The organism is Limimaricola pyoseonensis, assembly GCF_900102015.1.
Lineage (GTDB): Bacteria > Pseudomonadota > Alphaproteobacteria > Rhodobacterales > Rhodobacteraceae > Limimaricola > Limimaricola pyoseonensis.
The window spans coordinates 184,443-208,860 of sequence record NZ_FNAT01000004.1; the positions used below are offsets into that span (position 1 = coordinate 184,443).

A 24,418-nucleotide genomic window follows, 5' to 3' on the forward strand; every position below is an offset into this window, starting at 1 on the left:
GACGTCGCCATCGTCATCGGCTCGAACGACATCGTGAACCCCGCCGCGCAGGACGACCCGAACTCGCCCATCGCCGGCATGCCGGTGCTCGAGGTCTGGAAGGCCAAGCAGGTCTTCGTCTCCAAGCGCGGCCAGGGCACCGGCTACTCCGGCATCGAGAACCCGCTCTTCTTCAAGGACAACACCCGCATGTTCTACGGCGACGCCAAGAAGTCGCTCGACGAGCTGCTGACTCGGGTCGCCTGAGGCCCCCGTTCGAGGAATATCGAGATGAACGCAGAGACCAAGATCCGCAACGACCTCGGCGCCTACTGGATGCCCTTCACCGCCAACCGGCAGTTCAAGGGCAACCCGCGCATGATCGCCAGCGCCGAGGGCATGTACTACACCACCACCGAGGGCAGGAAGGTGATGGACGGCACCGCCGGGCTGTGGTGCGTCAATGCCGGCCACCGCGCGCCGCGCATCACCGAGGCCGTGCAGCGGCAGGTTGAGGAACTCGACTACGCGCCGGCCTTCCAGATGGGCCACCCCAAGGCCTTCGAGCTGGCCTCGCGCCTGGCCGAGTTGGCGCCGGGCAAGCTCAACCACGTCTTCTTCACCAATTCCGGCTCGGAATCGGTCGAGACCGCGCTGAAGATCGCGCTGGCCTACCACAAGGCGCGCGGCGAGGCCGGACGCACCCGGCTGATCGGCCGCGACAAGGGCTATCACGGCGTCAATTTCGGCGGCATCTCGGTCGGCGGCATGGTCAACAACCGCCGTGCCTTCGGCACGCTTCTGGGCGGCGTCGACCACCTGCCGCACACGCACGACATCGCGCGCAACGGCTTCACCCGCGGCCAGCCCGAGCACGGGGCGGAGCTGGCCGACGAGCTGGAGCGCATGGTGGCGCTGCACGGTGCCGAGACCATCGCGGCGGTGATCGTCGAGCCGATGGCCGGCTCGGCCGGGGTGATCCTGCCGCCCAAGGGCTATTTGCAGAAGCTGCGCGAGATCACCCGCAAACACGGCATCCTTCTGATCTTCGACGAGGTGATCACCGCCTATGGCCGTCTCGGCCGGGCCTTCGGCGCCGACTATTACGGCGTCGAGCCGGACATGATCACCACCGCCAAGGGGCTGACCAACGGCGTCGTCCCGATGGGCGCGGTGCTGGCGAGCGAGGCGATCCACGACGCCTTCATGACCGGGCCCGACCACATGATCGAGCTGTTCCACGGCTACACCTATTCCGGCAACCCGGTGGCCTGCGCCGCGGCACTCGCAGCACTCGACACATACCGCGAGGAGGAGCTGTTCGAGCGCGCCGCGAGCCTCGAGGACTACTGGGCCGAGGCGCTGTTCAGCCTGAAGGACAAGCCCGGCGTGATCGACATCCGCGCCGTCGGCCTCGTCGGCGCGGTGGAGCTGGAGCCCTTCGCGGACCAGCCCACCAAGCGGGCCTTCGACACCTATCTGCGCGCCTGGGACATGGGCGTGCACCTGCGCACCACCGGCGACACCATCGCCATGTCGCCGCCGCTGATCATCGAGAAATCCGAGATCGACCAGCTGGTCGGCACGCTCGGCGCGGCGCTCGACGCCTGAGACGGGCGCGCGGTCCGGCGGCCGGGGAGGGCGGCCGGACCCCGCGCCAGCAATGGGAGGACACATGAAAGACATCCAGACCAACACCCGGATCGACGGGGCCCGGCTGTGGGACTCGCTGATGCAGATGGCCAGGATCGGCCCCGGCCTGCGCGGCGGCAACAACCGCCAGACGCTGACCGACGCCGACCGCGAGGGGCGCGACCTGTTCAAGCGCTGGTGCGAGGAGGCCGGCATGAGCGTCGGCGTCGACAGCATGGGCAACATGTTCGCCCGGCTGGAAGGGGCCGAGCCCGATCTCGACCCGGTGATGATGGGCAGCCATCTCGACACCCAGCCCACGGGCGGCAAGTATGACGGCGTGCTGGGCGTGCTCGCGGGCCTCGAGGTCGTGCGCTCGATCCGCGACCGGGGCCTCACCCCGCGCCGCCCGATCGTCGTGGTCAACTGGACCAACGAGGAGGGCACCCGCTTCGCCCCCGCCATGCTGTCGAGCGGCGTCTTCGCGGGCGTGCACACGCAGGACTGGGCCTATGCGCGCGAGGATGCCGACGGCAAGCGCTTCGGCGACGAGCTGGCCCGCATCGGCTATGTCGGCGACGAGCCGGTGGGCAGCCGCAAGATGCACGCGATGTTCGAGCTGCATATCGAGCAGGGTCCGATCCTCGAGGCCGAGGGCCGCGATATCGGCGTCGTCACCCACGGGCAGGGGCTGAGCTGGACGCAGGTGACGATCACCGGCAAGGAGAGCCACACCGGCTCCACCCCGATGCCGATGCGCCGCAACGCGGGCCTCGGCATGGCGCGCATCCTCGACAAGGTCGACGAGATCGCATGGAGCCACAAGCCGCACGCGGTCGGCGCGGCCGGCCATATCGAGGTCTTCCCGAACTCGCGCAACGTGATCCCCGGCAAGGCGGTCTTCACCGTCGATTTCCGCTCGCCGGACCTCGCGGTGATCGAGGACATGGAGGCGCGGCTGCGCGTCGAGGGGCAGCGTATCGCCGACGAGATGGAGCTGGAGATCGCCTTCGAGAAGGTCGGCGGCTTCGATCCCGTGCCCTTCGACGAGGGATGCGTGGACGCGGTGCGCCGCGCCGCCGAGAAGCTGGGCTTCTCGCATCGCGAGATCATCTCGGGCGCCGGCCACGACGCCTGCTGGATCGCCCGCGTGGCGCCCACGGCGATGATCATGTGCCCCTGCGTCGACGGGCTGAGCCACAACGAGGACGAGGAGATCAGCCGCGACTGGGCCGCCGCCGGCTGCGACGTGCTGCTGCACGCCGTTCTCGAGACCGCCGAAATCGTGGAGTGAGGAGATGAGCATGAGAACCGTGATCAAGGGCGGCACCATCGTCGCCGCCGACCGCAGCTACGAGGCCGACATCGCCATCAAGGGCGAGAGCATCGTGCAGATCGGCGCGGACCTTTCCGGTGACAAGGTGATCGACGCCACCGGCTGCTACGTAATGCCCGGCGGGATCGACCCGCATGTGCATCTGAAGATGCCCTTCATGGGCACCCATTCGGCCGACGATTTCGAAAGCGGCACCCGCGCGGGCCTCGCCGGCGGCACCACCATGGTGGTCGATTTCTGCCTGCCGAGCCCCGGCCAGTCGCTGATCGAGGCGCTCGAGGGCTGGCACGCCAAGTCGCAGCGCGCCTGCGGCGACTATTCCTTCCACATGGCGGTGACGTGGTGGGGCGAGCAGGTGTTCGAGGAGATGAGCCAAGTCGTCGACCTCGGCATCAACTCCTTCAAGCACTTCATGGCCTACAAGGGCGCGTTGATGGTGGATGACGACGAGCTGTTCGACAGCTTCCGCCGCTGTGCCGCGATCGGCGCGCTGCCGATGGTGCATGCCGAGAACGGCGACGTCGTTGCCACCATGCAGCAGAAGCTGCTGGTCGACGGCATCCGCGGCCCCGAGGGCCACGCCATGTCGCGGCCTCCGGAAGTCGAGGGCGAGGCCACAAACCGCGCCATCATGATCGCCGACATGGCCGGCGTGCCGCTCTACGTGGTGCATACCTCCTGCGAACAGGCGCACGAGGCGATCCGCCGCGCGCGCCAGAAGGGGATGCGGGTCTATGGCGAGCCGCTGATCCAGCATCTCGTGCTCGACGACAGCGAGTATCGCAACCCCGACTGGGACCACGCCGCCCAGCGCGTGATGTCGCCGCCTTTCCGCGACAAGTCGAACCAGGACAGCCTCTGGGCCGGTCTGCAGGCGGGCTCGTTGCAGGTGGTGGCGACCGATCACTGCGCCTTCACCGTCGACCAGAAGCGCACCGGCATCGACGACTTCACCAAGATCCCGAACGGCACAGGCGGGCTCGAGGACCGGATGCCGGTCTTGTGGAGCGAAGGGGTGAACACCGGGCGTCTGACCAAGAACGAGTTCGTCGCCGTCACCTCGACCAACATCGCCAAGATCCTCAACATCTACCCGCAGAAGGGCGCGATCCTCGAGGGCTCGGACGCCGACATCGTGGTCTGGGATCCGAAGAAGTCGAAGGTGATCTCGCCCGAGACCCAGCAATCGGTCGTGGAATACAACGTCTTTTCGGGCCGCGAGGTCACCGGCCTGCCGCGCCACGTGCTGAGCCGCGGCACGCTCGCGGTCGATGACGGGGAGGTCTGCGCGACGCCGGGCCATGGCCGCTTCGTCAAGCGCCCGGCCTTCCCGGAGGTGAACAAGGCGCTGTCGAAGTGGAAGGAGGTGACCGCGCCGCGCAAGGTGGAGCGCAAGCCCGAGAACATGCCGGCCTGCGTCTGACGCGAAATGCCCCCAAGACTTTTGGGGGCATTTTCTTTAACGCCCGCTATCGAGAACAAGGGCGCCGCAAGACCAATAACAGGGAGAGGACAAGACATGACGGATTTGACTGCGGGCATCCCCGCGGCGGATGGCGGGGCGCAGGCGCGCCTCGACGCCGCCGGCATGGATCCGAGGCTCTACAACGAGGACCAGCTGCCGACCACGGCGGCCGAGCGGACCTGGGACTGGCTCGCCATCGCCGCGCTCTGGGTCGGCATGGTGGTCTGCATCCCGACCTATCTTCTGGCCTCCTACCTGATCAATTCCGGCATGAGCTGGGACCAGGCGGTGCTGACCATCCTCGCGGCCAACGCCATCGTGCTGATCCCGATGGTGCTTCTGGGCCATGCCGGCACCAAGTACGGCATTCCCTTCCCGGTGCTCCTGCGCTCCTCCTTCGGCCCCACCGGCGCCAAGATCCCGGCCGTGGCGCGCGGCATCGTCGCCTGCGGCTGGTTCGGCATCCAGACCTGGGTCGGCGGCTCGGCGATCTTCGTGATCCTCAACACGCTCACCGGCGGCGCGCTGGCCGGCGAGGCGCTGCCGGTGGTCGGCATCAGCCTCGCGGAGTTCCTCTGCTTCCTCGCCTTCTGGGGGCTGCATCTCTACTTCATCACCCATGGCACGGAATCGATCCGCTGGCTCGAGACCTATGCCGCGCCGTTCCTGCTGGCGATGGGCCTGGCGCTGCTGGGCTGGGCCTATTTCGCCGCCGGCGGCTTCGGCCCGATGCTGTCGAACCCGAGCGCGTTCGATCCGGGCCAGCCGCAGGAAGGGCAGTTCTGGGTGGTGTTCTGGCCGAGCCTCACCGGCATGATCGGCTTCTGGGCGACGCTGGCGCTAAACATCCCGGACTTCACCCGCCACGCCAGGAGCCAGAAGGACCAGTTTTTGGGCCAGCTCGTCGGCCTGCCGATCCCGATGGCGCTGTTTGCCTTCATCGCCTCGGCGGTGACCTCGGCGACGATCGTGATCTACGGCGAGGCGATCTGGGATCCGATACAGCTTGCCGAGCGGATGGGCGGCTTCTCGATCATCATCGCGCTCTTCGCGCTGATCGTGGCGACGCTGACCACCAACCTCGCCGCCAACGTCGTGGCGCCCTCGCACGGCTTCTCGAACCTCGCGCCGAGCAAGATCAACCTCAAGCGCGGCGGCTACATCACCGCCGGGATCGGGGTCGCGATGTTCCCGTGGATCCTGGTCGATCACATCGGCGGCTGGCTGATCGCCTACTCGGCGCTGCTGGGCCCGATCGCGGGCGTGATGCTGGCGGACTACTACCTGCTGCGGAAGACCAAGCTCGAGGTGGCCGAGCTGTTCCGGATGGACGGCATCTACGCCGGCCGGAACGGCACCAACTGGGCCGGGCTCGGCGCTCTGGTGATCGGTATCCTGCCCAACCTGCCGGGCTTCCTGGCCGGCGTCGGCCTGACGGCGGGCACCTCGCCGCTCTTCGCGACGATCTACACCTATGCCTGGTTCGTGGGTCTGTTCGTGGCGGGCGCGGCCTATCTCGTGCTCTCGCGGGCGCTCGCCAAGTGAGGCCGCGTGCCTGACGGGCCGGGGCGGCGCGGACCGCCCCGGCCCATCCATGTCCAGACGACGGAGAAGACGACATGCCCAAGGCCTACTGGATCGCCCATGTGACGGTCACCGACCCCGAGCCCTACAAGCTCTATGCCGAAGGCGCGACCGAGGCGTTCCGCGCCCATGGCGCGAAGGTGCTGGCCCGCGGCGGCCGGATCGAAGCGCTGGAAGGCGAGAGCCACCCGCGCAACGTGGTGATCGAGTTCGACTCGATGGAGGCGGCGCTCGCCTGCTACAACTCCGATGCCTACCAGGCCGCCAAGCGTCACCGCGAAGGCGCGGGCATCGCCAACATCATGATCCTCGAAGGCGCGCCCGACTGAAGCCGGGCCCGCCCGGCACGGCCGTCGCCGCGCGTCGGGGGCGGGCCGTGCCTAGACCTTGCCCGCGGGGCCGGGCAGGCCGGCCGATGTCATGAAGGACTTGCGGCCGGGGCGCTCATTCACCGCTGGCGGCGGTCCGGCGGATCAGCACGACACCGGTCCGCAGCGGCGGCGGCGGCGAAGGCTGCGCGGCCGTGAGGGCCATCAGCTTGGCGATGTCGTGGCCGCGCCCGGCCGGGCGGGGTTTCCAGGCATAATTGGCCGGAAGGCCGCGCAGCGCTCGGGTCTCGCTGTGGATGCCGGTGCCCTCGATCATCATCGCTGCTCGTCCCCCTTGTCACGCTGAAGTGGTCGCAACCCATTGCGGCACCGATTTTGCGAGAATCTGGCAAAGCTGGGGCCGCCATGTCCTGGCGCGTTCGCGCCGGCGCGGCGGCGCGCGCCCGAGCCGCGGGGCAGGGGGACGGATGCCGTGAAACCGGGGCGAGGCTGCAACAATGCCGCCCCCGCACCGGGAATGGACCGGGGCTGCCCATTTTCTGCCCCAATTGCCGGCGCAGCTGACTGACCACCGGGCCTCGCGCCCGCCACGTCCGCCCGTCCGAAAGGCTCCGCCGATGCGACCCGATCCTGCCTTCGCGCCACGCGACCCGCGCCCCGCCGGGGCCGAGGCCCTGCGCGCGCCGAAGCCGGGCCGTCGTCGCAGCCGGGCCGGGTCGGGCCGCCCCGCCGCGCCCCCGCGGGCCTGAAGAGGAATCGCCGATCATGCTTCGCGTCATCATGTACAAGCTCCGGCGCTCGCTGCGCCTGAAGGTGCAGGCGATCCTGATGCTCGGGCTCGGCCTGTGCTTCAGCCTTGTGATCCTGCAGCAGAGCTCGTCGCGGCTCGGCGGGCTGATGGAGTTCGGCGAGGCCGCGAGTCGCGACCGGACCGTGCTCGCGGCGAGCCTCGCGCGGCATGGCATCGAGATGGACGAGCCGGGCTACCTCGCGGCGATCCGGTCCGACCTCGCCATGCCGCCGCATGACGAAGACGCCGCCGCGGCTCAGATGGAGGCGCCCGCGATCGCCGGGCTGCGCATCACCGGCACCGATGGCGGCGTGCTCGAACGCTTCGCGGCCGAGGGGGCGGCGCCGCTGGCGCCTGGCCTGCTCGACGCGCAGGCCGCGGCGGCGATCGAGCTGTGCGAGGTCCAGCAGGCCCGCCATGGCGAGCTGTTCGTGGTCACCGCGCCGGTGATGGGCGGCGGCGATGGCGGCGGCCAGCCGGTGCCGATCGGCACGATCAGCATCGCCTGGGATCACGGCCACCTGCGCGCCGGCGTCTTCGAGGCGACGGCCAAGACCGCGCTTCTGGGCCTCGCGGCGGCGCTGGCGGTGATCGCGCTGCTCGGCGCGACGGTGCAGCGCATGGTGCTCGAGCCGCTGGCGCAGCTCGCGCGGGCGGTGCGCCGCATCCAGGCCAATGGCGACCTCTCGCAGATGCCGGCCGGGGTGCTCGAACGCTGCGACGAGATCGGCAGCCTCGCGGTGCGGTTCCAGTCGCTGCTCGCCCAGTCCAACGCCCAGATCCTCGCCCGTCGCGAGCAGCTCGACACCGCGCTCGAGCAGATGGCGCAGGGGCTGTGCCTGTTCGATTCGCACCACCGCCTGGTGATCAGCAACCGCCGGCTGGAGGAGATCTACGGCCTCGCCGAGGGCGAGCTCGAGGAGGGGATGGGGCTCGACGAGGTGCTGGCGGCCTGCCGGCGCGCCGGCAATTACGACCAGGCGCGGGTCGAGGAGATCAAGCTGGCGCTGGGGCGCACGCAAGGCGGCGGCGAGCCGCTGCGCTATCTCGAGGCGATCCGCGATGGCCGGCTGGTGTCGGTGGTGCGCGTGCCGCTGCCGCGCGGCGGCTGGGTCGCCACCTTCGAGGACGTGACCGAGCGCAAGCGCACCGAGGCCCAGGTCGAGCACATGGCCCAGCACGACGCGCTGACCGGCCTGCCCAACCGCCGCCGCTTCCGCGACAAGCTCGACGAGGCGCTGGCGCAGAGCGCGCGGGGCCGGCAGATGGCGGTGCTCGCGCTCGACCTCGACAATTTCAAGCCGGTCAACGACACGCTCGGCCACTCGGTCGGCGACGCGCTGCTGCAGGAGGTCGCGCAGCGGCTGCGCGGCTGCCTGCGCCAGTCGAGCACCGTGGCGCGGCTGGGCGGCGACGAGTTCGCGATCATCGAGCGCGACATCGCCTCGCCGGGCGAGCCGGGCCGGCTGGCCGAACGGGTCGTCGCGGCGCTGGGCGTGCCCTACGAGATCGAGGGCCACCAGATCGTCATCGGCACCAGCATCGGCATCTCGATCGCGCCGCCCGACGGCGTGAACCCCGAGGAGCTGCTCAAGGCCGCCGATCTCGCGCTTTACCGCGCCAAGGCCGACGGGCGCGGCACCTACCGGTTCTTCGAGCCGCAGATGGATGCCCGCATGCAGAAGCGCCGGGCGCTCGAGCTGGACCTGCGCCGGGCGCTGGCCGAGGGCGAGCTGCAGCTGCACTACCAGCCGATCGTCAACCTCGAGACTGGCCGGGTGAGCTGCCTCGAGGCGCTGCTGCGCTGGCCGCATGAGAGCCGCGGCCAGGTCTCCCCCGGCGAGTTCATCCCGCTGGCCGAGGAGATCGGCCTGATCGGCCAGATCGGCGCCTGGGTGCTGCGCGAGGCCTGCGCCAGCGCCGCGCGCTGGCCCGCGGAGGTGCGGGTCGCGGTCAACCTCTCGCCGCTGCAGTTCCGCTCGCTCACGCTGGTGGCCGAGGTGGAGGCGGCGCTGGCGGAATCGGGGCTGGCGCCGCAGCGGCTCGAGCTGGAGATCACCGAGGCGGTGCTCCTGCAGCACTCCGAGCAGACGCTGGCGATCCTGAAGCGGCTCCGCGGGCTCGGCGTGCGGATCTCGATGGATGATTTCGGCACCGGCTACAGCTCGCTCGGCTACCTGCGGACCTTCCCCTTCGACAAGATCAAGATCGACCGCTCCTTCATCAGGGACGTGGTCAACCACGGCGACGCGCTGGCCATCGTGCGGGCGATCTCGAGCATGGGCGCGAGCCTCGGCATGGTGACCACGGCAGAGGGGGTCGAGACCTCCGACCAGCTCGAGCGGCTGCGCAGCGAGGGCTGCACCGAGGTGCAGGGCTTCTATTTCAGCCCGGCCGTGTGCGGCGCCGAGGTGATGGCATTGCTGGAGAGGATCGGCCGGACGCCGGGCGAGCTGCCGCTGCCGCTGGAAGCCGCGGCCGGGTTGCGCAGCGCGGCCGGTTGAGGGCAGGTGAGCCCACATAAGGGGACGGAGAAGACGGATGCGCTACAGAGAACAGAGATACCCCTCCGACCGGGAGCTGCGCGTCGAGCATGGCGGGCAGACGGTGCGGGCCAGCCTCGTGAACATCAGCGCCACCGGCGCGCGGCTGGCACGGCTGGGGCGGCTGCCAAGCGATGCGGCGGTCACGCTGTGCCACCTGAACCTGCGCCTGCCCGCCCGGGTGGTCTGGTCGAACGAGCGCCAGACCGGCGTGCGCTTCGTGATGCCGCTGGGCGCCTCCGAGGTGAACGCCTTTCGCGGCGCGGCGGGCGGCTTCGCCGGCCCCGGTGCCTGGGATCACGGCCTGCGCGAGCTGGGCTGAGGCGGGCTTCATCCCGCATCGCCGCTGCGCTAGGATCGCGGCGCCGCCAGCCTGCCCAGGAGGACCGGATGCGCTGTCCGGAGGACGAGATCCCCGCCCTGTCGGCCGAGCGGGATTACGAGCGGATCGCCTATCTGCTCACCTGCCACGCCTTCGCCTGGGACATCGAGCGCGCGCTCGAATTCGCGCTGTTCCGCACCTATGCCGTGCCCTCCATCTCGGGGCTGCTGGAGAGGACGGGCGAGTTCCTGCGCCGCCCGCGCAAGCGCTACGACGACACCGAGCTGCTGCTCTCCGAGCCGCTCGAGAACGGCCTCGACAGCGGCCGAGGACGCGAGGCGATCGGGCGGATCAACGCCATGCATGGCAGCTACCGCATCGCCAACGAGGACATGCTCTACGTTCTGGGCACCTTCGTGCTCGAACCGGTGCGCTGGCTCGAACGCTTCGGCCGCCGCCCGATGACGCCGCATGAGCGGGCGGGCTGGACCAACTACTACCGCGCGCTCGGGCGGCGCATGGGGATCGAGGGCATCCCCGAGGATTTCGACGGCTTCGCCGCCCAGAACGCGCGGGTCGAGCGCGAGCGCTACCGCTATGCCGACAGCAACCGCGCGATCGGGACCGCGACGCTCGACCTGCTGCTGGGCTTCTACCTGCCGCGGCCGCTGATCAAGGCCGCGCGGCCCGTGGCGCTGTCGCTGATGGACGCGCCCCTGCTGGCGGCGATGGGTTTCGCGCCGCCGCCCGCCGGTCTGCGCCGCGCGGTTCTGGCCGCGATGGCGGCGCGGGCGGCGGTGCTGCGCCGGCTGCCGCGCCGCCGGCGCCCGCGCCGGATCACGGCGCTGCACCGGCCCGGCTACCCGGTGGGCTACCGGATCGCCGAGCTGGGCACATGGCCGGCGGGGCGAGGCGAGCCGCCGCGGCCCTGATCGAAGGGGACGTAACGTCACATATGCGGCAACGCAGCGTCGTTGTGCGCTGCACTGCACAAAAGCCCCTTTGCGGGCCGGCCCGTGCCCCAAAAAAATCCCGAATTACGCCTAGATCTGGTCTCGAGGCATACGCATCACGCGGGCTCGCGCGGCAGGCAGCGCGTCACCGTGGTTGGAAAGGGCGGGCAAGAGAGGATCCGGACATGAAACTGCACAGCTATTCGAGCTCGGACTTCGATGCCCTGGCGCAGCTCGCGCCGGCCGGCTGCGCGGCGGTGATGCGGGTCAGCAAGGGCCGGCCGCTGCATCTCGAGAACCGCTACCCCGAGGAATGGCGCGCCACCTATGACCGCAAGTCCTATTTCCTGCGCGACCCCACGATCTTCTGGGGGCTGGCCAATGACGGCGTGATCGACTGGGACGACCCGGTTCTGGTCGACCATGGCGGGGTGATGGCCGACGCCAAGGCGCATGGCCTGCGCTTCGGCGCCACGGTCGCGACCGGCACCGCCGAGAGCCGCTCCTTCTGCGGCGTGGCGCGCAAGGACCGGCCCTTCGCCCGCGCCGAGCTAGACGAGGTGCTGCACCAGCTGCAGATCCTGCATGCCGAACCCTGCGCCGAGCTGCGCGTCACGCCGGCGCAGATCGAGGCGCTGGAGCTGATGGCCGCGGGCGAACGCCATGCCCGTGCGGCGGCGCGGATCGGCATCAGCGAAAGCGCCCTGAAGGCCCGGCTGAAATCGGCGCGCGACAGCCTCGCCGCCCGCACCACCGCCGAGGCGGTGCACGCCGCGCAGGCGCGCGGGCTGATCTGACCGGCTGACCCGACCGGCTGACCCGACCGGCGCGGCGCCCGAACGGCCGCCGCGCCAACCCTTGCCGTGCCAGGTCTTGCCCCGCCAAGCCTTGCCGCGCCGCCCGGCCGCTGGCAGGAAGGCGGCATGACGCAGACCGAACGCAGCGCCGGCTGGCTGATCATCGCGCTCTGGGCCGCGGGGCTTGGTGCTGCGGCGCAATTCGCCAAGATGGCGGTGATCTTCCCCGCCCTGCAGGCGGCCTATCCCGAGGCCGGGGCGGGGCTCGGCCTCGCCGTGTCGCTGCTGAGCTTTCTGGGCATCGGGCTCGGCCTGCTGGCCGGGCTGATCACGGCGCGCGGGCCGCGCCGCGTGCTGATCTTCGCGCTCGGGCTCGGGGCGGCGGTCTCGCTGTTCCAGGCGTTGATGCCGCCGCTGCCGGTGCTGCTGGCCAGCCGCGTGGTCGAGGGGCTGTCGCACCTGCTGATCGTGGTCGCAGCCCCCAGCCTGATCGGACAGGCCAGCGCGCCGCGGCACCGGCCGCTGGCGATGACCCTGTGGAGCACCTTCTTCGGCGTGGCCTTCGCACTGGTGGCCTGGTTCGGCCCGGCGGTCGTGGCGCGGGGCGGGCCGGCGCTGCTTTTCGTGTTGCATGCGGGCGCCATGGCGACGCTGGCGCTCGTGCTGGCGCGGATGCTGCCGCGCCGGCCGCCGCCCGGGGCGCCGCTGCCGCTCGACCCGCGGGCGCTGCTGCGCCGGCATGTCGAGATCTACCGCTCGCCGGCGCTTTCGGCCCCGGCGCTGGGCTGGCTGTTCTACACGCTCACCTTCGTGTCGCTGATGACGGTGCTGCCGGCGATGCTGGCCCCGGCCGAGCGGGCGCTGGTGGCGGTGACGATGCCGCTGGCGGGGATCGCCTGCGCGCTCAGCCTCGGCGTGGCGCTGCTGCGGCGCTGGCCGGCGGTGCCGGTGGTGGTGCTGGGCTTCGGTCTGGCCCTTCTGGCGGCGCTGGGGCTGGTGATCTGGCCCGCGAGCCCCTGGCCGCCGATCGCGCTGGCCGCGACGCTGGGCCTCGTGCAGGCCGGCAGCTTCACCGCGATCCCGCAGCTCAACCCCGCGGCCGAGGCGCAGAGCCTCGCCAACGGCGCCGTGGCGCAGATGGGCAATCTGGGCAACGCGCTGGGCACGCCGCTCCTGCTCTGGGCGGTCGAGGGCTTCGGCCGGGCCGGCATGGCGGGCTTCCTGGTCGGCGCCTACGGGCTCGGCATCGCGGTGCATCTGGGCCTCGCGCGGCGGCGCGGGGCGGGCGGGGCCGCGCCGGCCTGAGCCGGCCCGATCGCTTGCCGGCGGCGCGGCCGAGGTTCAAGGTGACGGCAACGATTCAAGACCATCGAGGCCCCCAAGTGACCCGCCTTCTTCACCGCACGACCCGCAGCACGCCCCGCCTCGCCGTGGCCGCGCGCGGCATCACCATCGAGGACAGCGAGGGGCGCAGCTACATCGACGCCTGCGGCGGCGCCGCCGTGTCTTGCCTCGGCCACGGCCATCCCGACGTGCTCGCGGCGCTGCACCGGCAGGCCGACAGCCTCGCCTATGCCCATACCGGCTTCTTCACCACCGAGGCGGCCGAGGCGCTCGGCGCGCGTCTGGTGGCGGACGCGCCCGAGGGGATCGGCCATGCCTATCTCGTCTCCGGCGGCTCCGAGGCGGTCGAGGCGGCGCTCAAGCTCGCGCGGCAGTACTTCACCGAGCGCGGCGAGCCGCAGCGCCGCCACGTCATCGCCCGCCGCCAGAGCTATCACGGCAACACGCTGGGCGCGCTGGCCGCCGGCGGCAATGAATGGCGCCGCGCGCAGTTCCGGCCGCTCTTGATCGAGACCCACCACATCGCGCCCTGCTTCGCCTATCGCGAGCAGCACGAGGGCGAGAGCGCGGCCGACTACGCCGCCCGCGCCGCGGGCGAGTTGGAGGCCAAGATCGCCGAGCTCGGGGCCGAGAACGTGCTGGCCTTCGTGGCCGAGCCGGTGGTCGGGGCCACCGCCGGGGCGGTGCCGCCGGTGGGCGACTACTTCAAGCGCATCCGCGAGATCTGCGACCGGCACGGGGTGCTGCTGATCCTCGACGAGGTGATGTGCGGCATGGGGCGCACAGGCACGCTGCACGCCTGCGAGCAGGAGGGCATCGCGCCCGACCTGATGACCGTGGCCAAGGGACTTGGCGGGGGCTACCAGCCGATCGGGGCGGTGCTGCTGAGCCAGAAGATCTACGACGCCATCGCCGGCGGCTCGGGCTTCTTCCAGCACGGCCACACCTACATGGGCCATCCGATGGCCGCCGCCGCGGCGCTGGCCGTGCAGGAGGTGATCGCCCGCGACAACCTGCTGGAAAACGTGCGCGAGATGGGCGCGCATCTGCGCGCCCGGCTCGAGGAGGTGCTGGGCGATCATCCGAAGGTCGGCGACATCCGCGGCCGCGGCCTGTTCCAGGGGATCGAGCTGGTCGCGGACCGCGCCACCAAGGCGCCCTTCGACCCCGATCTCAAGCTGCACGCCCGGATCAAGGCGCAGGCGATGGGGCAGGGGCTGATGTGCTACCCGATGGGCGGCACGATCGACGGGCAGCGCGGCGACCACGTGCTGCTGGCGCCGCCCTTCATCGTCACCCGCGACGACGTGGACGAGATCGTCGCCCGGCTCGCCAAGGCGATCGACCTCGCGCTGGCGGAGCTGCCCTCGTGACCGGCATCGCGCCGCTTCCCGACGCCGACTGGCCGGCCGAGATCACCGACATGCTGCCGGGCTTCGCCGGCCGGCTCGACGTCTACCGGGTGATGGCGCATCACCCGGCCCTGCTGCGCGCCTGGGCCGATCTGCGCCAGCATGTCGTGGTCGACACCTCTCTGGGGCTCGAGTTCAGCGAGGTGGTGATCCTGCGCACCGGCCATCGCCACGGCTCGGCCTACGAATGGGGCCACCATGTCAGCCGCGCCCGCAAGCTCGGCATGTCCGAGGACCGGATCGCCTCGATCGCCGGGCCGCTCGAGGCGATGGCGCCGGCCGACGCGGTGATCGCAGGCGCGGTGGACGAGCTTCTGCAGGCCTCGCGCGTCTCGGCCGCGCGGCGCGCGGCGGTCGAGGATCTGGTCGGCCGCAAGGGGTTGTTCGACCTGATGGCGACGGTCGGCTTCTACACCACGCTCGCCTTTCTGGCGAACAGCACCGATCTTGAACTGGACGAAGGCATCCGTGCCGAGTTAGACGAACGACCCGCGCCGAAGGCGTAAATCGTGCTCGCAGCTTGACTTTTGCGTTCGGCGTTTCACGCTGTGGGCAGTTCAGAGGTAAAGAGTCCGGGAGGAAGACCGACCATGAAGACCTATATCGCAGGCGCCGCCGCGGCGCTGACGCTGGCGGCCGGCGGTGCCGCCGCGCAGGAGCAGCAGTTCATTTCGATCGGCACCGGCGGCGTGACCGGCGTCTACTACCCGACCGGCGGCGCCATCTGCCGGCTGGTGAACCGCGGCCGCGCCGACCACGGCATCCGCTGCGGCGTCGAGTCGACCGGCGGCTCGGTCTACAACATCAACGCCATCCGCTCGGGCGAGCTGGAGTTCGGCGTCGCCCAGTCCGACTGGCAGTTCCACGCCATGGAAGGCACCTCGCAGTTCGAGGAGCAGGGCGCCTTCGAGGACCTGCGCGCCGTGTTCTCGGTGCATCCCGAGCCCTTCACCGTCGTGGCCCGCGCCGATGCCGGCATCGAGACCTTCGAGGATCTCAAGGGCAAGCGCGTCAATGTCGGCAACCCCGGCTCGGGCCAGCGCGGCACCATGGAGGTGCTGATGGCCGAGATGGGCTGGACCATGGACGACTTCCAGCTCACCTCCGAGCTGCAGGCGGCCGAGCAGTCCCAGGCGCTGTGCGACAACAACATCGACGCGATGGTCTACACCGTCGGCCACCCGTCGGGCTCGATCCAGGAGGCGACCACCGCCTGCGACGCGGTGCTGGTGGACGTGTCGGGCGACGCCGTGACCAAGCTGGTCGACGAGAACCCCTACTACCGCACCGCCACCATTCCGGGCGGCATGTATCGCGGCAATGACGAGGACACCGCGACCTTCGGCGTCGGCGCGACCTTCGTGACCTCGGCCAGCGTGCCCGAGGAGGTGGTCTACGAGACCGTGAAGGCGGTGTTCGAGAACTTCGACCAGTTCAAGAGCCTGCACCCGGCCTTCGCCGACCTGACCAAGGAAGAGATGGTCGGCGACGGCCTCTCCGCGCCGCTGCATGCCGGCGCCGAGAAGTACTACCGCGAGGCCGGCCTGCTCGAGTGATCGGGCCCGCCTGCTGAGCCAGCGGCCGGGGCGCGCGCGACGCGCCCCGGCCATCGCCGCCCGCGAGGCGGCCTCAACGTGACAATCGAAGGGGAACGCGTCCGATGGCTGACCAGAGCGAGGCCCGGCAGGGCCGCCACTATTCGGACGACGAGCTGAAGGATCTCGTCACCAGCACGGATTCCGGCGCGCGCGACCCCTCGAACCGCTTCACCGCCCGGCTGATCGCCGGCACGGCGCTGGCGTGGTCGCTGTTCCAGCTCTGGATCGCGCAGCCGCAGCTGTGGTTCGGCGCCTATTTCCCGGTGCTGAACTCGTCGCAGACCCGGCCGATCCACCTGATGTTCGCGATCTTCCTGGCCTATCTGGCCTACCCGGCCTTCAAGCGCAGCCCGCGCGACCGGGTGCCGATCGTCGACTGGGCGCTGGCCCTCGTCGCGGCCTTCTGCTGCTTCTACGTCTTCTGGTTCTCCGACACGCTGGCGATGACCGCGCGCTCGGGCCTGCCCACCACCGCGCAGGTGGTGATCGGCTCGGTCGGCCTCGTGGTGCTGCTCGAGGCCTCGCGCCGCGCGCTCGGCCCGGCGCTCACCGTGGTCGGATCGCTGTTCCTGCTCTACGCCTATTTCGGCACCGGCTGGCTGATCCCCGACCTGATCGAGCATGAGGGTCTCAGCTTCACCTCGCTGATCAACGCGCAATGGCTCGACACCGCGGGCGTCTTCGGCATCCCGCTCGGCGTCTCGACCGCCTTCGTCTTCCTCTTCGTGCTGTTCGGCTCGCTCCTCGACAAGGCCGGCGCCGGCAACTACTTCATCCAGCTCGCCTTCGCGGGGCTCGGCCATCTGCGCGGCGGCCCGGCCAAGGCGGCCGTCGTCGGCTCGGCCATGACCGGTCTCATCTCCGGCTCCTCGATCGCCAACGTGGTGACCACCGGCACCTTCACCATCCCGCTGATGAAGCGGGTGGGCTTCACCAACGAGCAGGCCGGCTCGGTCGAGGTGGCCTCCTCGGTCAACGGCCAGATCATGCCGCCGGTGATGGGCGCGGCCGCCTTCCTGATGGTCGAGTTCATCGGCATCTCCTACATCGAGGTGATCAAGCACGCCTTCATCCCGGCGGTGATCTCCTACATCGCGCTGGTCTACATCGTGCATCTCGAGGCGCTGAAGAAGGACATGCCTGCGCTGGGCGAGAGCAAGAGCTTCCTCGGCATGATCGTGAAGTTCTTCATCGGCTTCGCGGTGTTCGGCGCGGCCTTCACCGCGCTGATCTACGGCGTCAACGCGCTCGAGGCGGCGCTGCCGTCGCTGGCCGCGCCGGTGATGATGGTGGTGCTCGGCGTGATCTATCTCGGCCTCGTCTGGGTCGCGGCGCAGCGTCCCGACCTGCACATGGACGACCCCAACGACCCCGAGATCCACCTGCCCACCGTGGGCCAGGTCTACGCCACCGGCCTGCATTACATCCTGCCGATCCTGGTGCTGGTCTGGTTCCTGATGGTCGAGCAGCAGAGCCCGGCCAAGTCGGCCTTCTACGCCACCGGTCTGATGCTCATGATCATCGTCACCCAGCGCCCGCTCAAGGCGCTGTTCCGCGGGCAGGGCGGCGATCTCGCCCACGAGTTCATGGCGGGCTTGGGCGACCTGCGCGACGGCCTGATCGCGGGCGCGCGCAACATGATCGGCATCGGCGTCGCCACCGCGGCCGCCGGCATCATCGTCGCCACCGTCACCAAGACCCCGATCGGCACCGAGCTCGCCGGCCTCGTCGAGCAGCTCTCGGGCGGCATCCTGATCCTGATGCTGGTCTTCGTCGGGCTGTTCTCGCTGATCCTCGGCATGGGGCTTCCGACCACCGCCAACTACATCGTGGTGTCGTCGCTGATGGCCTCCGTGGTGGTGAACCTCGGCGCGCAGGAGGGGCTGATCGTGCCGCTGATCGCGGCGCATCTCTTCGTGTTCTACTTCGGCATCATGGCCGACGTGACGCCGCCGGTCGGCCTCGCGAGCTTCGCGGCCGCCGCCGTCTCGGGGGGCGACCCGATCCGCACCGGCTTCACCGCCTTCTTCTACTCCTTGCGGACCGTCGCGCTGCCCTTCCTCTTCATCTACAACCCGGCGCTCATCCTCTACGGCATCGATCTGGGTACCTGGTTCGGGATCGGGCAGGCGGTGTTCATCTTCGTGGTGGCCACCTTCGCGATGCTGCTCTTCGCGGCGGCGACGCAGGGCTACTTCCTCGCCTCGTCGCGGCTGCACGAATCCGCGGCGCTGCTCTTGGTCGCGTTCACGCTCTTCGTGCCGGGCTTCTGGCTGAACCAGATCCAGTCGCCCTTCGAGACGATCGAGCCCGCGCGCTTCGAGGAGGCGGTCGCGGCCGCCGATGACGGCGCGCGGCTCAGGCTGCTGATCCGGGGCCCCGACTTCGCCACCGGCGAGACCGCCGAGACCACGCTGGTGATGAACATCGAGGGCGACGGCGGCGCGGCCGAGCGGATCGACGCCTCCGGCCTGATGCTCTACCCCGATGCCGGCGTGGTGCGGCTCGACGAGCCGATGTTCGGCACCGAGACCGCCGAGAAGCTGTCGAACTTCGACTTCTACGCCGAGCAGCCGGTCGAGCTGGCCGAGGTGCTGGCCCCGCGCGAGCGGATCACCAAATACGTCTTCTACATCCCGGCGCTGCTGCTGCTCGGCCTGGTGATCATGTTGCAGCGCCGGCGGCAGACCAAGCCCGCCTTCTGAGGAGACGCGTCATGTTCGATACCGTGCTATTGCCGATCGATCTCTCGCAGGAGACCAGCTGGAGCGCCGCGCTGCCCGCCGCGCTGCGGCTGGTCGAGCCCGAGGGCGTGCTCCACGTGGTGACGGTGGTGCCGGATTACGGGCTCTCGATCGTCGGCGGCTATTTCGACCGCGGCCACGAGAAGAAGCTCCTGCAGGATGTCGGGCGCAAGCTGGCCGAATGGGTCGAGGCGAACCTGCCCGACGAGGTCGAGGTGCACCCGCACGTGCTGCACGGCCGCGTCTACGAGGAGATCATCTCGGCGGCGAACCGGCTCGAGGCCCAGGCGATCGTGCTCGCCTCGCACGACCCGGCGCTCAGCGACTACCTGATCGGGCCGAACGCGGCGCGGGTGGTGCGCCACGCCCGGCAGTCGGTCTTCGTGGTGCGCGACTACAAGGGCAAGGCCCGGCGCTGAGGCGCCGGGCCCCGCGGGCATTCAGCGCCGGCGCGGGCGGTCGTCCGGCCCGATCGTGCCGTCGCCGTCGCGGTCGAGCCGCTCGACCATCCGGTCGACCCGGCCGTCGATCTCGGCCGCGGTGATCGCGCCGTCGCCGTCGGCGTCGAGCTCCTGGAAGGCATCGACCATCCGCGACCGGGTGAAGGCGCTCCACAGCGTCTCGAATTCCTCTATCGAGAGCGCGCCGTCGCCCGAGGCGTCGGCCCCCGAGACCTGCGCCGCGCGGAAGGCGTCGATCTCGGCCCGGCTCAGGCTGCCGTCGCCATCGGCGTCGGCCTGCTCGAACAGGTTGCGCATCATCTCGCCGCCGCCGTGATGGCCGCGGCCGCCGCGCGGGCCATGATGCCGGCCCATGCGGCCATGCTCCTCGGCATGGGCCTGCCGCAGCTCGGCCGGCGCGGTCCCGGTCGCGGCGGCGTCGGCCGGCAGGGTGGCCCCCTGCGCGGTGGCGATCGCGGCGACAGCGCCGGTCAGGGCGGTGGCGAGGAAGGCGGCGGGGATGAAGGTCTTGGGTTTCATGATCTGGCTCCTTGTATCGGTCTCGTCCCGGCGGGGCGGGCCGCGCCGCCGGTGATGGGCCAGATCTGGCACCGGCCCCGGCGCGGCGCCACTTCGGCATTGTCGCCCTCTGTCGCAGCCGGGGTGGCCGTTACACCTCGCGACAAAACTCCGCCCCCGTCGGGGCCCGGCAGGGTGGTCGCGGCCCCGGATCGCGCCCTAGAAGGGAGGGGAAGGGAGCCTTTCGCATGACCGACACCGCCGAGCCGCAGATCCTCGTCGTCGACGACGCGCGCGACATTCGCGAGCCGCTCGGCCAGTACCTGAAGAAGCAGGGCTACCGGGTGCGGCTGGCCGCCGGCGCCGCCGAGGCGCGCGCCGTGCTCGAGGAGGCGCGGATCGCGCTCGTCGTGCTCGACGTGATGATGCCGGGCGAGGACGGACTCAGCCTGTGCCGGGCGCTGGTGGCGAAGGGCGGGCCGCCGGTGATCCTGCTCACCGCCATGGCCGAGGAGACCGACCGCATCGTCGGGCTGGAGCTCGGCGCCGACGACTACGTCACCAAGCCCTTCAACCCGCGCGAACTGCTGGCGCGCATCCGCGCCGTGCTGCGCCGCGCCCCGCCCGCCGCGCCGCCGCTGCCCGCCGGCCGCCGCCGTTTCGCCGGCTGGACCCACGACCCGGCGGCCCGCACGCTTCGCCACGAGGACGGCCGCAAGGCCGAGCTGACCTCGGGCGAGAGCCGGCTTCTGGCGCTCATGCTCGACGCGCCGCGCACCGTGCTCGACCGGGTGCGGCTTCTCGACCTGCTCGCCGGGCGCGAGGCCAAGGCCTATGACCGGGCGATCGACAACCAGGTCAGCCGCCTGCGCCGCAAGATCGAGGACGACCCCAAGCATCCCCGCCTGATCGTCACCGAATGGGGCGGCGGCTACATGCTCGCCGCCGATGTCGAGGCGCTGGAATGAGACGGCTCTACCCGGATGGCCTCGCAGGGCGCTTCGCGCTGCTTCTGGTCGCGGCGCTGCTGGCGGCCAACCTCGTCGCGGTGGTGCTTCTGTCCTTCGAGCGCGACCGGATCGGCCGCGAGGCCGGCGCGCTGCGCGAGATCGAGCGGCTGGTGGCGCTGGTCCCGGCGATGGAGGCGCTCGACCCCGAGCGGCGGCCGCAGCTGGCGCGGCGCGCCTCGACCCGTCTGGCGCGGATCGCGGCCGGGCCCGCGCCGCTGGTGGCGCGCGACCAGTCGGGGCCGCGCGCCGCCGCGCTCGGGCGGCGGCTGTCGGAGGCGCTCGGCGGGCGCGAGGTGCGCGTGGCGCTGCTCGCGCCCCGGCCCGACGGGCCGCGCCACCGGCGGGCCGAGGGCGTGGCGCTGTCGATCGCGCTCGAGGCGGGCGGCTGGGTCAACGTGACCGCCGCCGGTCTGCGCCCGCCGGAGGCCGCGGCGGAGGGGGGGCGCGCCTTCCTGACCGTGCTCGGCCTGTCGCTGCTGACGGTGCTCGCCGTGGGGCTTCTGTGGCTGCGCCACCTGACCCGGCCGCTGGGCCAGCTCGCCGCCGCTGCCCGCGCCGCCGGGCGCGGCGACCGCTCGGCGCGGGTGCCGGAGGAGGGCGCGCGCGAGATGCGCGAGGCGGCCGCCGCCTTCAACGAGATGCAGGCCCGGATCGAAGGCTTCGACGCCGAGCGGATGCGCGTGCTGGCGGCGGTGGGCCACGACCTGCGCACGCCGATCACCAGCCTGCGCATCCGCGCCGAGATGCTCGACGAGGCCGAGGCCGAGCCGATGGTCCGCACGCTCGACGAGATGGCGGTGATGGCCGACGGGCTGGTGAGCTATGCCCGCAGCGGCCGCGAGGCCGAGGCGGCAGAGGAGGTCGAGCTTGCCGCGCTGCTCGACCGGCTCTGCGCCGAGCGCGGCGCCGTGTTCGAGGGCGGCGCCGCCGGGCCGGTGCGCGGGCGGCCTGTGGCGCTGACGCGGGCCATCGGCAACCTCGTCGACAACGCGATCCGCTATGGCGGCGCGGCGCGGGTGCGGCTGCGCGAGGCCGGCGGCATGGCGGTGGTCGAGATCGACGATGACGGCCCCGGCATCCCCGACGAGCGGCGCGAGGCGCTGTTCGAGCCCTTCGCGCGCGGCGAGGCCAGCCGCAGCGCCGAGACCGGCGGAGCGGGGCTGGGCCTGTCGATCGCGCGCTCGATCCTGCGCGCGCATGGCGGCGGGGTGGAGCTGTCCAACCGCGCCGGGGGCGGCCTCAGGGCCGTCGTGCGGCTACCGCACGCAACTTAATACTTGCGTTTGCCGCACGCGACTTGAGACCTGCGATTGCCGCACGCGTCCCAAGACCTTCGGTTACCGCACTCACCTGAATAGCTGCGGCTGCCGCAAGCGTCCTGTGACCCGCGACTGCCGTGCGAGCCCTCAAACCTGCGGCTGCCGCGCGCCTCCCGAGGCCCGCGGCGGCCGCTTTTCTTGCCTCGGCCCGCGCGCTCAGCGGGTGGAGAGCGTCAGCGACAGCCACCACTCGCGCAGCGAAGCCTCGAGCGGGCCGACATGGTGGCCGCGCGCCTCGAGATCGGCGATGTCGCGCTTCAGCCGGCGTTTCACCACCTTGTAGCGGGCGAGCAGTTCTTCCTTGGTCAGCACGTTGCCATGCAGCCACTTGGCGCGGTCGTCGAGCCTGTGCTCGGCGACGTCGAGCTTCTGGGCGATCTCCTCCAGACGGGTGTGCAGCGGGTCTTGTGCGATCATGCGAGCCTCCGTGATCGTGCGGTGCCGATCCGGAAAGGGGCGGCCGGTGGAGGCGGCAGGTCACTGGCGGACGTGGAACCGGTCAATCCCTGTCGCGGCGGCTCCGGTCGCTACCTGCCGGGCGGCACGTAGCGTCTGATGGCCCGATCTTAGCGGCAGGGCCTGCGGCTGTCCATCTCGGGAACCCATCGCCGCCGCGGGCCATTGGACCCCTGCACCCGCGGGTGCAACCGGTGGACGAGACGCAGGGGAGGGTGGCGCGTGAAACGAGTTGCGGACCGGCTGGGGCTGAAGACCGACCCGGTGATCTTCTTCACGTCGGCGATCTGTACGGTGGTCTTCGTGCTGGCGCTGGTCATCGCGCCCGGCCCGATCGGCGACGCCTTCGCCGCCGGGCGGGCCTGGATCGTGTCGCATCTGGGCTGGTTCTTCATCCTCGGCGTCAATGTCTGGCTCGGCTTCCTGATCTGGGCGGCGATGAGCCGGCACGGCCATATCCGGCTCGGCCGGCGCGACAGCCGGCCCGACTACAGCAACCTGTCGTGGTTCACGATGCTGTTCGCCGGCGGCATCGGCACCGTGCTGATGTTCTGGGGCGTGGCCGAGCCGATCAGCCATTTCGCCACGCCGCCGCTGCCGGGCGTCGAGCCCTTCTCCGAGCAGGCGGCGCGCGACGCGATCTCGGTCGCGACCTACCACCTCGCGCTGCACACCTGGACGATCTTCGCGCTGCCGGGGCTGGCCTTCGCCTATTTCATCAACCGCTACGACCTGCCGGTGCGGGTGAGCTCGGTGTTCTACCCGCTCTTGAAGGAGGGCATCCACGGCCCCTGGGGCAAGGCGATCGACATCGCCGCGATCCTCGGCACGCTGTTCGGCGTGGCGGTGTCGCTGGGTCTCGGCTCATCGCAGATCGCGGCCGGCCTCTCGGCGCTGTTCGGCTGGGAGGCGGGCGTGCCGCTCAAGGTCGGCATTCTCGCGGCGCTCACGGGCGTGGCCGTGGCCTCGATCGTCGCCGGCCTCGACAAGGGGGTGAAGCTTTTGTCGAACATCAACATCGGCATGGCGGTCGGGCTGATGGTCTTCGTGCTGGTCACCGGCTCGACCCTGTTCCTGCTGCGCGGCGTGGTCGAGACGGTCGGGCTCTACCTCGGCAACCTGCCGCGACTGGCCTTCTGGAACGACATGTTGGCCGACACCAACCCCGGCAACGAGGACTGGGGCTGGCAGGGCGGCTGGACGGTGTTCTACTGGGCCTGGACGGTGACCTGGTCGCCCTTCATCGGCCTCTTCGTGGCGCGCATCTCGCGCGGCCGAACGATCCGCGAGTTCGTGTTCGGCGTGCTGCTGGCGCCCTCGCTCTTCACGCTGGTCTGGTTCGCGATCTTCGGCTGGCAGGCGATGGAGATCGACGGCATCGGCGCGGCGGCGCGTGCGGCGCTGGGCGATCAGGCCGGCGCGATCAGCGCCGCGGTGGCCGAGTCGGTGCCGCTCGCCATGTTCGCCTTCTTCGAGGCCTTCCCGCTGGCCGCGCTGGTGCAGGGCGTGGCGGTGGTCGTGGTGGCGATCTTCTTCGCCACCTCCTCGGACTCGGCCTCCCTGGTGGTCGACATGCTCTGCACCGGCTCGGCCAAGCCCGGCCCGGTGCGGCAGAGGGTGTTCTGGGGCGTGTCGGAGGGGCTCGTGGCGATGATGCTGATCGTGCTGGCCGGCGATCTCGGCCTGACCGCGCTGCAGCAGGTGATCACCGTGGTCGGGCTGCCGATCTTCTGCCTCGTCTTCGCGATGATCCCCTCGCTGGTGCGGGGCTTCCGCAACGAGGAGATCGACCACGTCTCGATCGGCAAGCGCCCGACGCTGGAGGAGTTCTGACGCCCGGCCCGCG

Annotated in this window: 22 protein-coding genes; 19 read left to right on the forward strand and 3 right to left on the reverse strand. The window is 70.8% G+C overall.

The window, feature by feature from the left end:
* The 6 genes from BLT43_RS10660 to BLT43_RS10685 all read left to right on the forward strand — a co-directional run.
* Positions 1–246 (forward strand): NAD(P)(+) transhydrogenase (Re/Si-specific) subunit beta (locus BLT43_RS10660; protein WP_165612597.1); only part of this gene is annotated, 246 nt, incomplete at its 5' end.
* Between the two features lie 24 nt (positions 247–270).
* Complete coding sequence (gene aptA, locus BLT43_RS10665; RefSeq protein WP_090112687.1) at positions 271–1,590, forward strand: omega-aminotransferase AptA; 1,320 nt, start codon at positions 271–273, stop codon at positions 1,588–1,590.
* A gap of 64 nt (positions 1,591–1,654) precedes the next feature.
* Positions 1,655–2,905: a Zn-dependent hydrolase gene (locus BLT43_RS10670; protein WP_090112689.1), complete on the forward strand. Its 1,251-nt coding sequence runs from the start codon at positions 1,655–1,657 to the stop codon at positions 2,903–2,905.
* 10 nt (positions 2,906–2,915) lie between these two features.
* On the forward strand, positions 2,916–4,370 hold the full coding sequence (hydA, locus tag BLT43_RS10675) for a dihydropyrimidinase (RefSeq protein ID WP_090112691.1): 1,455 nt from the start codon (positions 2,916–2,918) through the stop codon (positions 4,368–4,370).
* Between the two features lie 96 nt (positions 4,371–4,466).
* Complete coding sequence (locus tag BLT43_RS10680; protein WP_090112693.1) at positions 4,467–5,957, forward strand: NCS1 family nucleobase:cation symporter-1; 1,491 nt, start codon at positions 4,467–4,469, stop codon at positions 5,955–5,957.
* A gap of 74 nt (positions 5,958–6,031) precedes the next feature.
* Positions 6,032–6,325: a DUF1330 domain-containing protein gene (locus tag BLT43_RS10685; RefSeq protein WP_090112695.1), complete on the forward strand. Its 294-nt coding sequence runs from the start codon at positions 6,032–6,034 to the stop codon at positions 6,323–6,325.
* Positions 6,326–6,440: 115 nt separating this feature from the next.
* Here the strand turns inward: BLT43_RS10685 and BLT43_RS10690 are convergent, their stop codons facing one another.
* Positions 6,441–6,644, reverse strand: a complete 204-nt coding sequence (locus tag BLT43_RS10690; RefSeq protein WP_090112697.1) for a hypothetical protein — start codon at positions 6,642–6,644, stop codon at positions 6,441–6,443.
* A gap of 446 nt (positions 6,645–7,090) precedes the next feature.
* Here BLT43_RS10690 and BLT43_RS10695 point away from each other — a divergent pair, with 446 nt between their 5' ends.
* From BLT43_RS10695 to BLT43_RS10740, 10 genes are all read left to right on the forward strand, one after another.
* Positions 7,091–9,619 (forward strand): putative bifunctional diguanylate cyclase/phosphodiesterase, encoded by a 2,529-nt coding sequence (locus BLT43_RS10695; protein WP_090112699.1) that lies wholly within the window; start codon positions 7,091–7,093, stop codon positions 9,617–9,619.
* A gap of 37 nt (positions 9,620–9,656) precedes the next feature.
* Positions 9,657–9,980, forward strand: coding sequence for a PilZ domain-containing protein (locus tag BLT43_RS10700; protein ID WP_090112701.1), 324 nt, complete (start codon positions 9,657–9,659; stop codon positions 9,978–9,980).
* 68 nt (positions 9,981–10,048) lie between these two features.
* Positions 10,049–10,912 (forward strand): oxygenase MpaB family protein, encoded by an 864-nt coding sequence (locus tag BLT43_RS10705; RefSeq protein ID WP_090112703.1) that lies wholly within the window; start codon positions 10,049–10,051, stop codon positions 10,910–10,912.
* 206 nt (positions 10,913–11,118) lie between these two features.
* A complete protein-coding gene (locus tag BLT43_RS10710) occupies positions 11,119–11,730 on the forward strand; it encodes an autoinducer binding domain-containing protein (protein WP_165612588.1) in 612 nt (203 codons plus the stop codon).
* Between the two features lie 126 nt (positions 11,731–11,856).
* Positions 11,857–13,035 (forward strand): MFS transporter, encoded by a 1,179-nt coding sequence (locus BLT43_RS10715; RefSeq protein WP_090112707.1) that lies wholly within the window; start codon positions 11,857–11,859, stop codon positions 13,033–13,035.
* 77 nt (positions 13,036–13,112) lie between these two features.
* Positions 13,113–14,447: an aspartate aminotransferase family protein gene (locus BLT43_RS10720; RefSeq protein ID WP_090112710.1), complete on the forward strand. Its 1,335-nt coding sequence runs from the start codon at positions 13,113–13,115 to the stop codon at positions 14,445–14,447.
* The gene (locus BLT43_RS10725) at positions 14,444–14,992 is read left to right on the forward strand and encodes a carboxymuconolactone decarboxylase family protein (RefSeq protein ID WP_242652278.1); all 549 of its coding nucleotides are present in this window, start codon (positions 14,444–14,446) and stop codon (positions 14,990–14,992) included. The genes BLT43_RS10720 and BLT43_RS10725 overlap by 4 nt, the downstream gene beginning before the upstream one ends.
* A gap of 84 nt (positions 14,993–15,076) precedes the next feature.
* Positions 15,077–16,042 (forward strand): TAXI family TRAP transporter solute-binding subunit, encoded by a 966-nt coding sequence (locus tag BLT43_RS10730; RefSeq protein ID WP_090112712.1) that lies wholly within the window; start codon positions 15,077–15,079, stop codon positions 16,040–16,042.
* A 104-nt stretch (positions 16,043–16,146) separates the two neighbouring features.
* The gene (locus BLT43_RS10735; protein WP_090112715.1) at positions 16,147–18,789 is read left to right on the forward strand and encodes a TRAP transporter permease; all 2,643 of its coding nucleotides are present in this window, start codon (positions 16,147–16,149) and stop codon (positions 18,787–18,789) included.
* Between the two features lie 11 nt (positions 18,790–18,800).
* Positions 18,801–19,247, forward strand: coding sequence for a universal stress protein (locus tag BLT43_RS10740; protein ID WP_090112717.1), 447 nt, complete (start codon positions 18,801–18,803; stop codon positions 19,245–19,247).
* Between the two features lie 21 nt (positions 19,248–19,268).
* On the opposite strand, the gene BLT43_RS10745 is transcribed toward BLT43_RS10740, so the two are convergent.
* Complete coding sequence (locus BLT43_RS10745; protein ID WP_090112720.1) at positions 19,269–19,808, reverse strand: EF-hand domain-containing protein; 540 nt, start codon at positions 19,806–19,808, stop codon at positions 19,269–19,271.
* A 227-nt stretch (positions 19,809–20,035) separates the two neighbouring features.
* Between BLT43_RS10745 and BLT43_RS10750 the strand changes: the two genes are divergently transcribed.
* Both BLT43_RS10750 and BLT43_RS10755 read left to right on the forward strand, forming a co-directional pair.
* On the forward strand, positions 20,036–20,755 hold the full coding sequence (locus BLT43_RS10750) for a response regulator (protein ID WP_090112722.1): 720 nt from the start codon (positions 20,036–20,038) through the stop codon (positions 20,753–20,755).
* The gene (locus BLT43_RS10755; RefSeq protein ID WP_110559015.1) at positions 20,752–22,071 is read left to right on the forward strand and encodes an ATP-binding protein; all 1,320 of its coding nucleotides are present in this window, start codon (positions 20,752–20,754) and stop codon (positions 22,069–22,071) included. Before BLT43_RS10750 ends, BLT43_RS10755 begins: the two co-directional genes overlap by 4 nt.
* Before the next feature lie 201 nt (positions 22,072–22,272).
* Here the strand turns inward: BLT43_RS10755 and BLT43_RS10760 are convergent, their stop codons facing one another.
* Positions 22,273–22,533, reverse strand: coding sequence for a hypothetical protein (locus BLT43_RS10760; RefSeq protein ID WP_090112726.1), 261 nt, complete (start codon positions 22,531–22,533; stop codon positions 22,273–22,275).
* A 261-nt stretch (positions 22,534–22,794) separates the two neighbouring features.
* On the opposite strand from BLT43_RS10760, the gene BLT43_RS10765 reads away from it, so the two are divergent.
* Complete coding sequence (locus BLT43_RS10765; RefSeq protein ID WP_090112728.1) at positions 22,795–24,405, forward strand: BCCT family transporter; 1,611 nt, start codon at positions 22,795–22,797, stop codon at positions 24,403–24,405.
* Positions 24,406–24,418 lie beyond the last annotated feature (13 nt).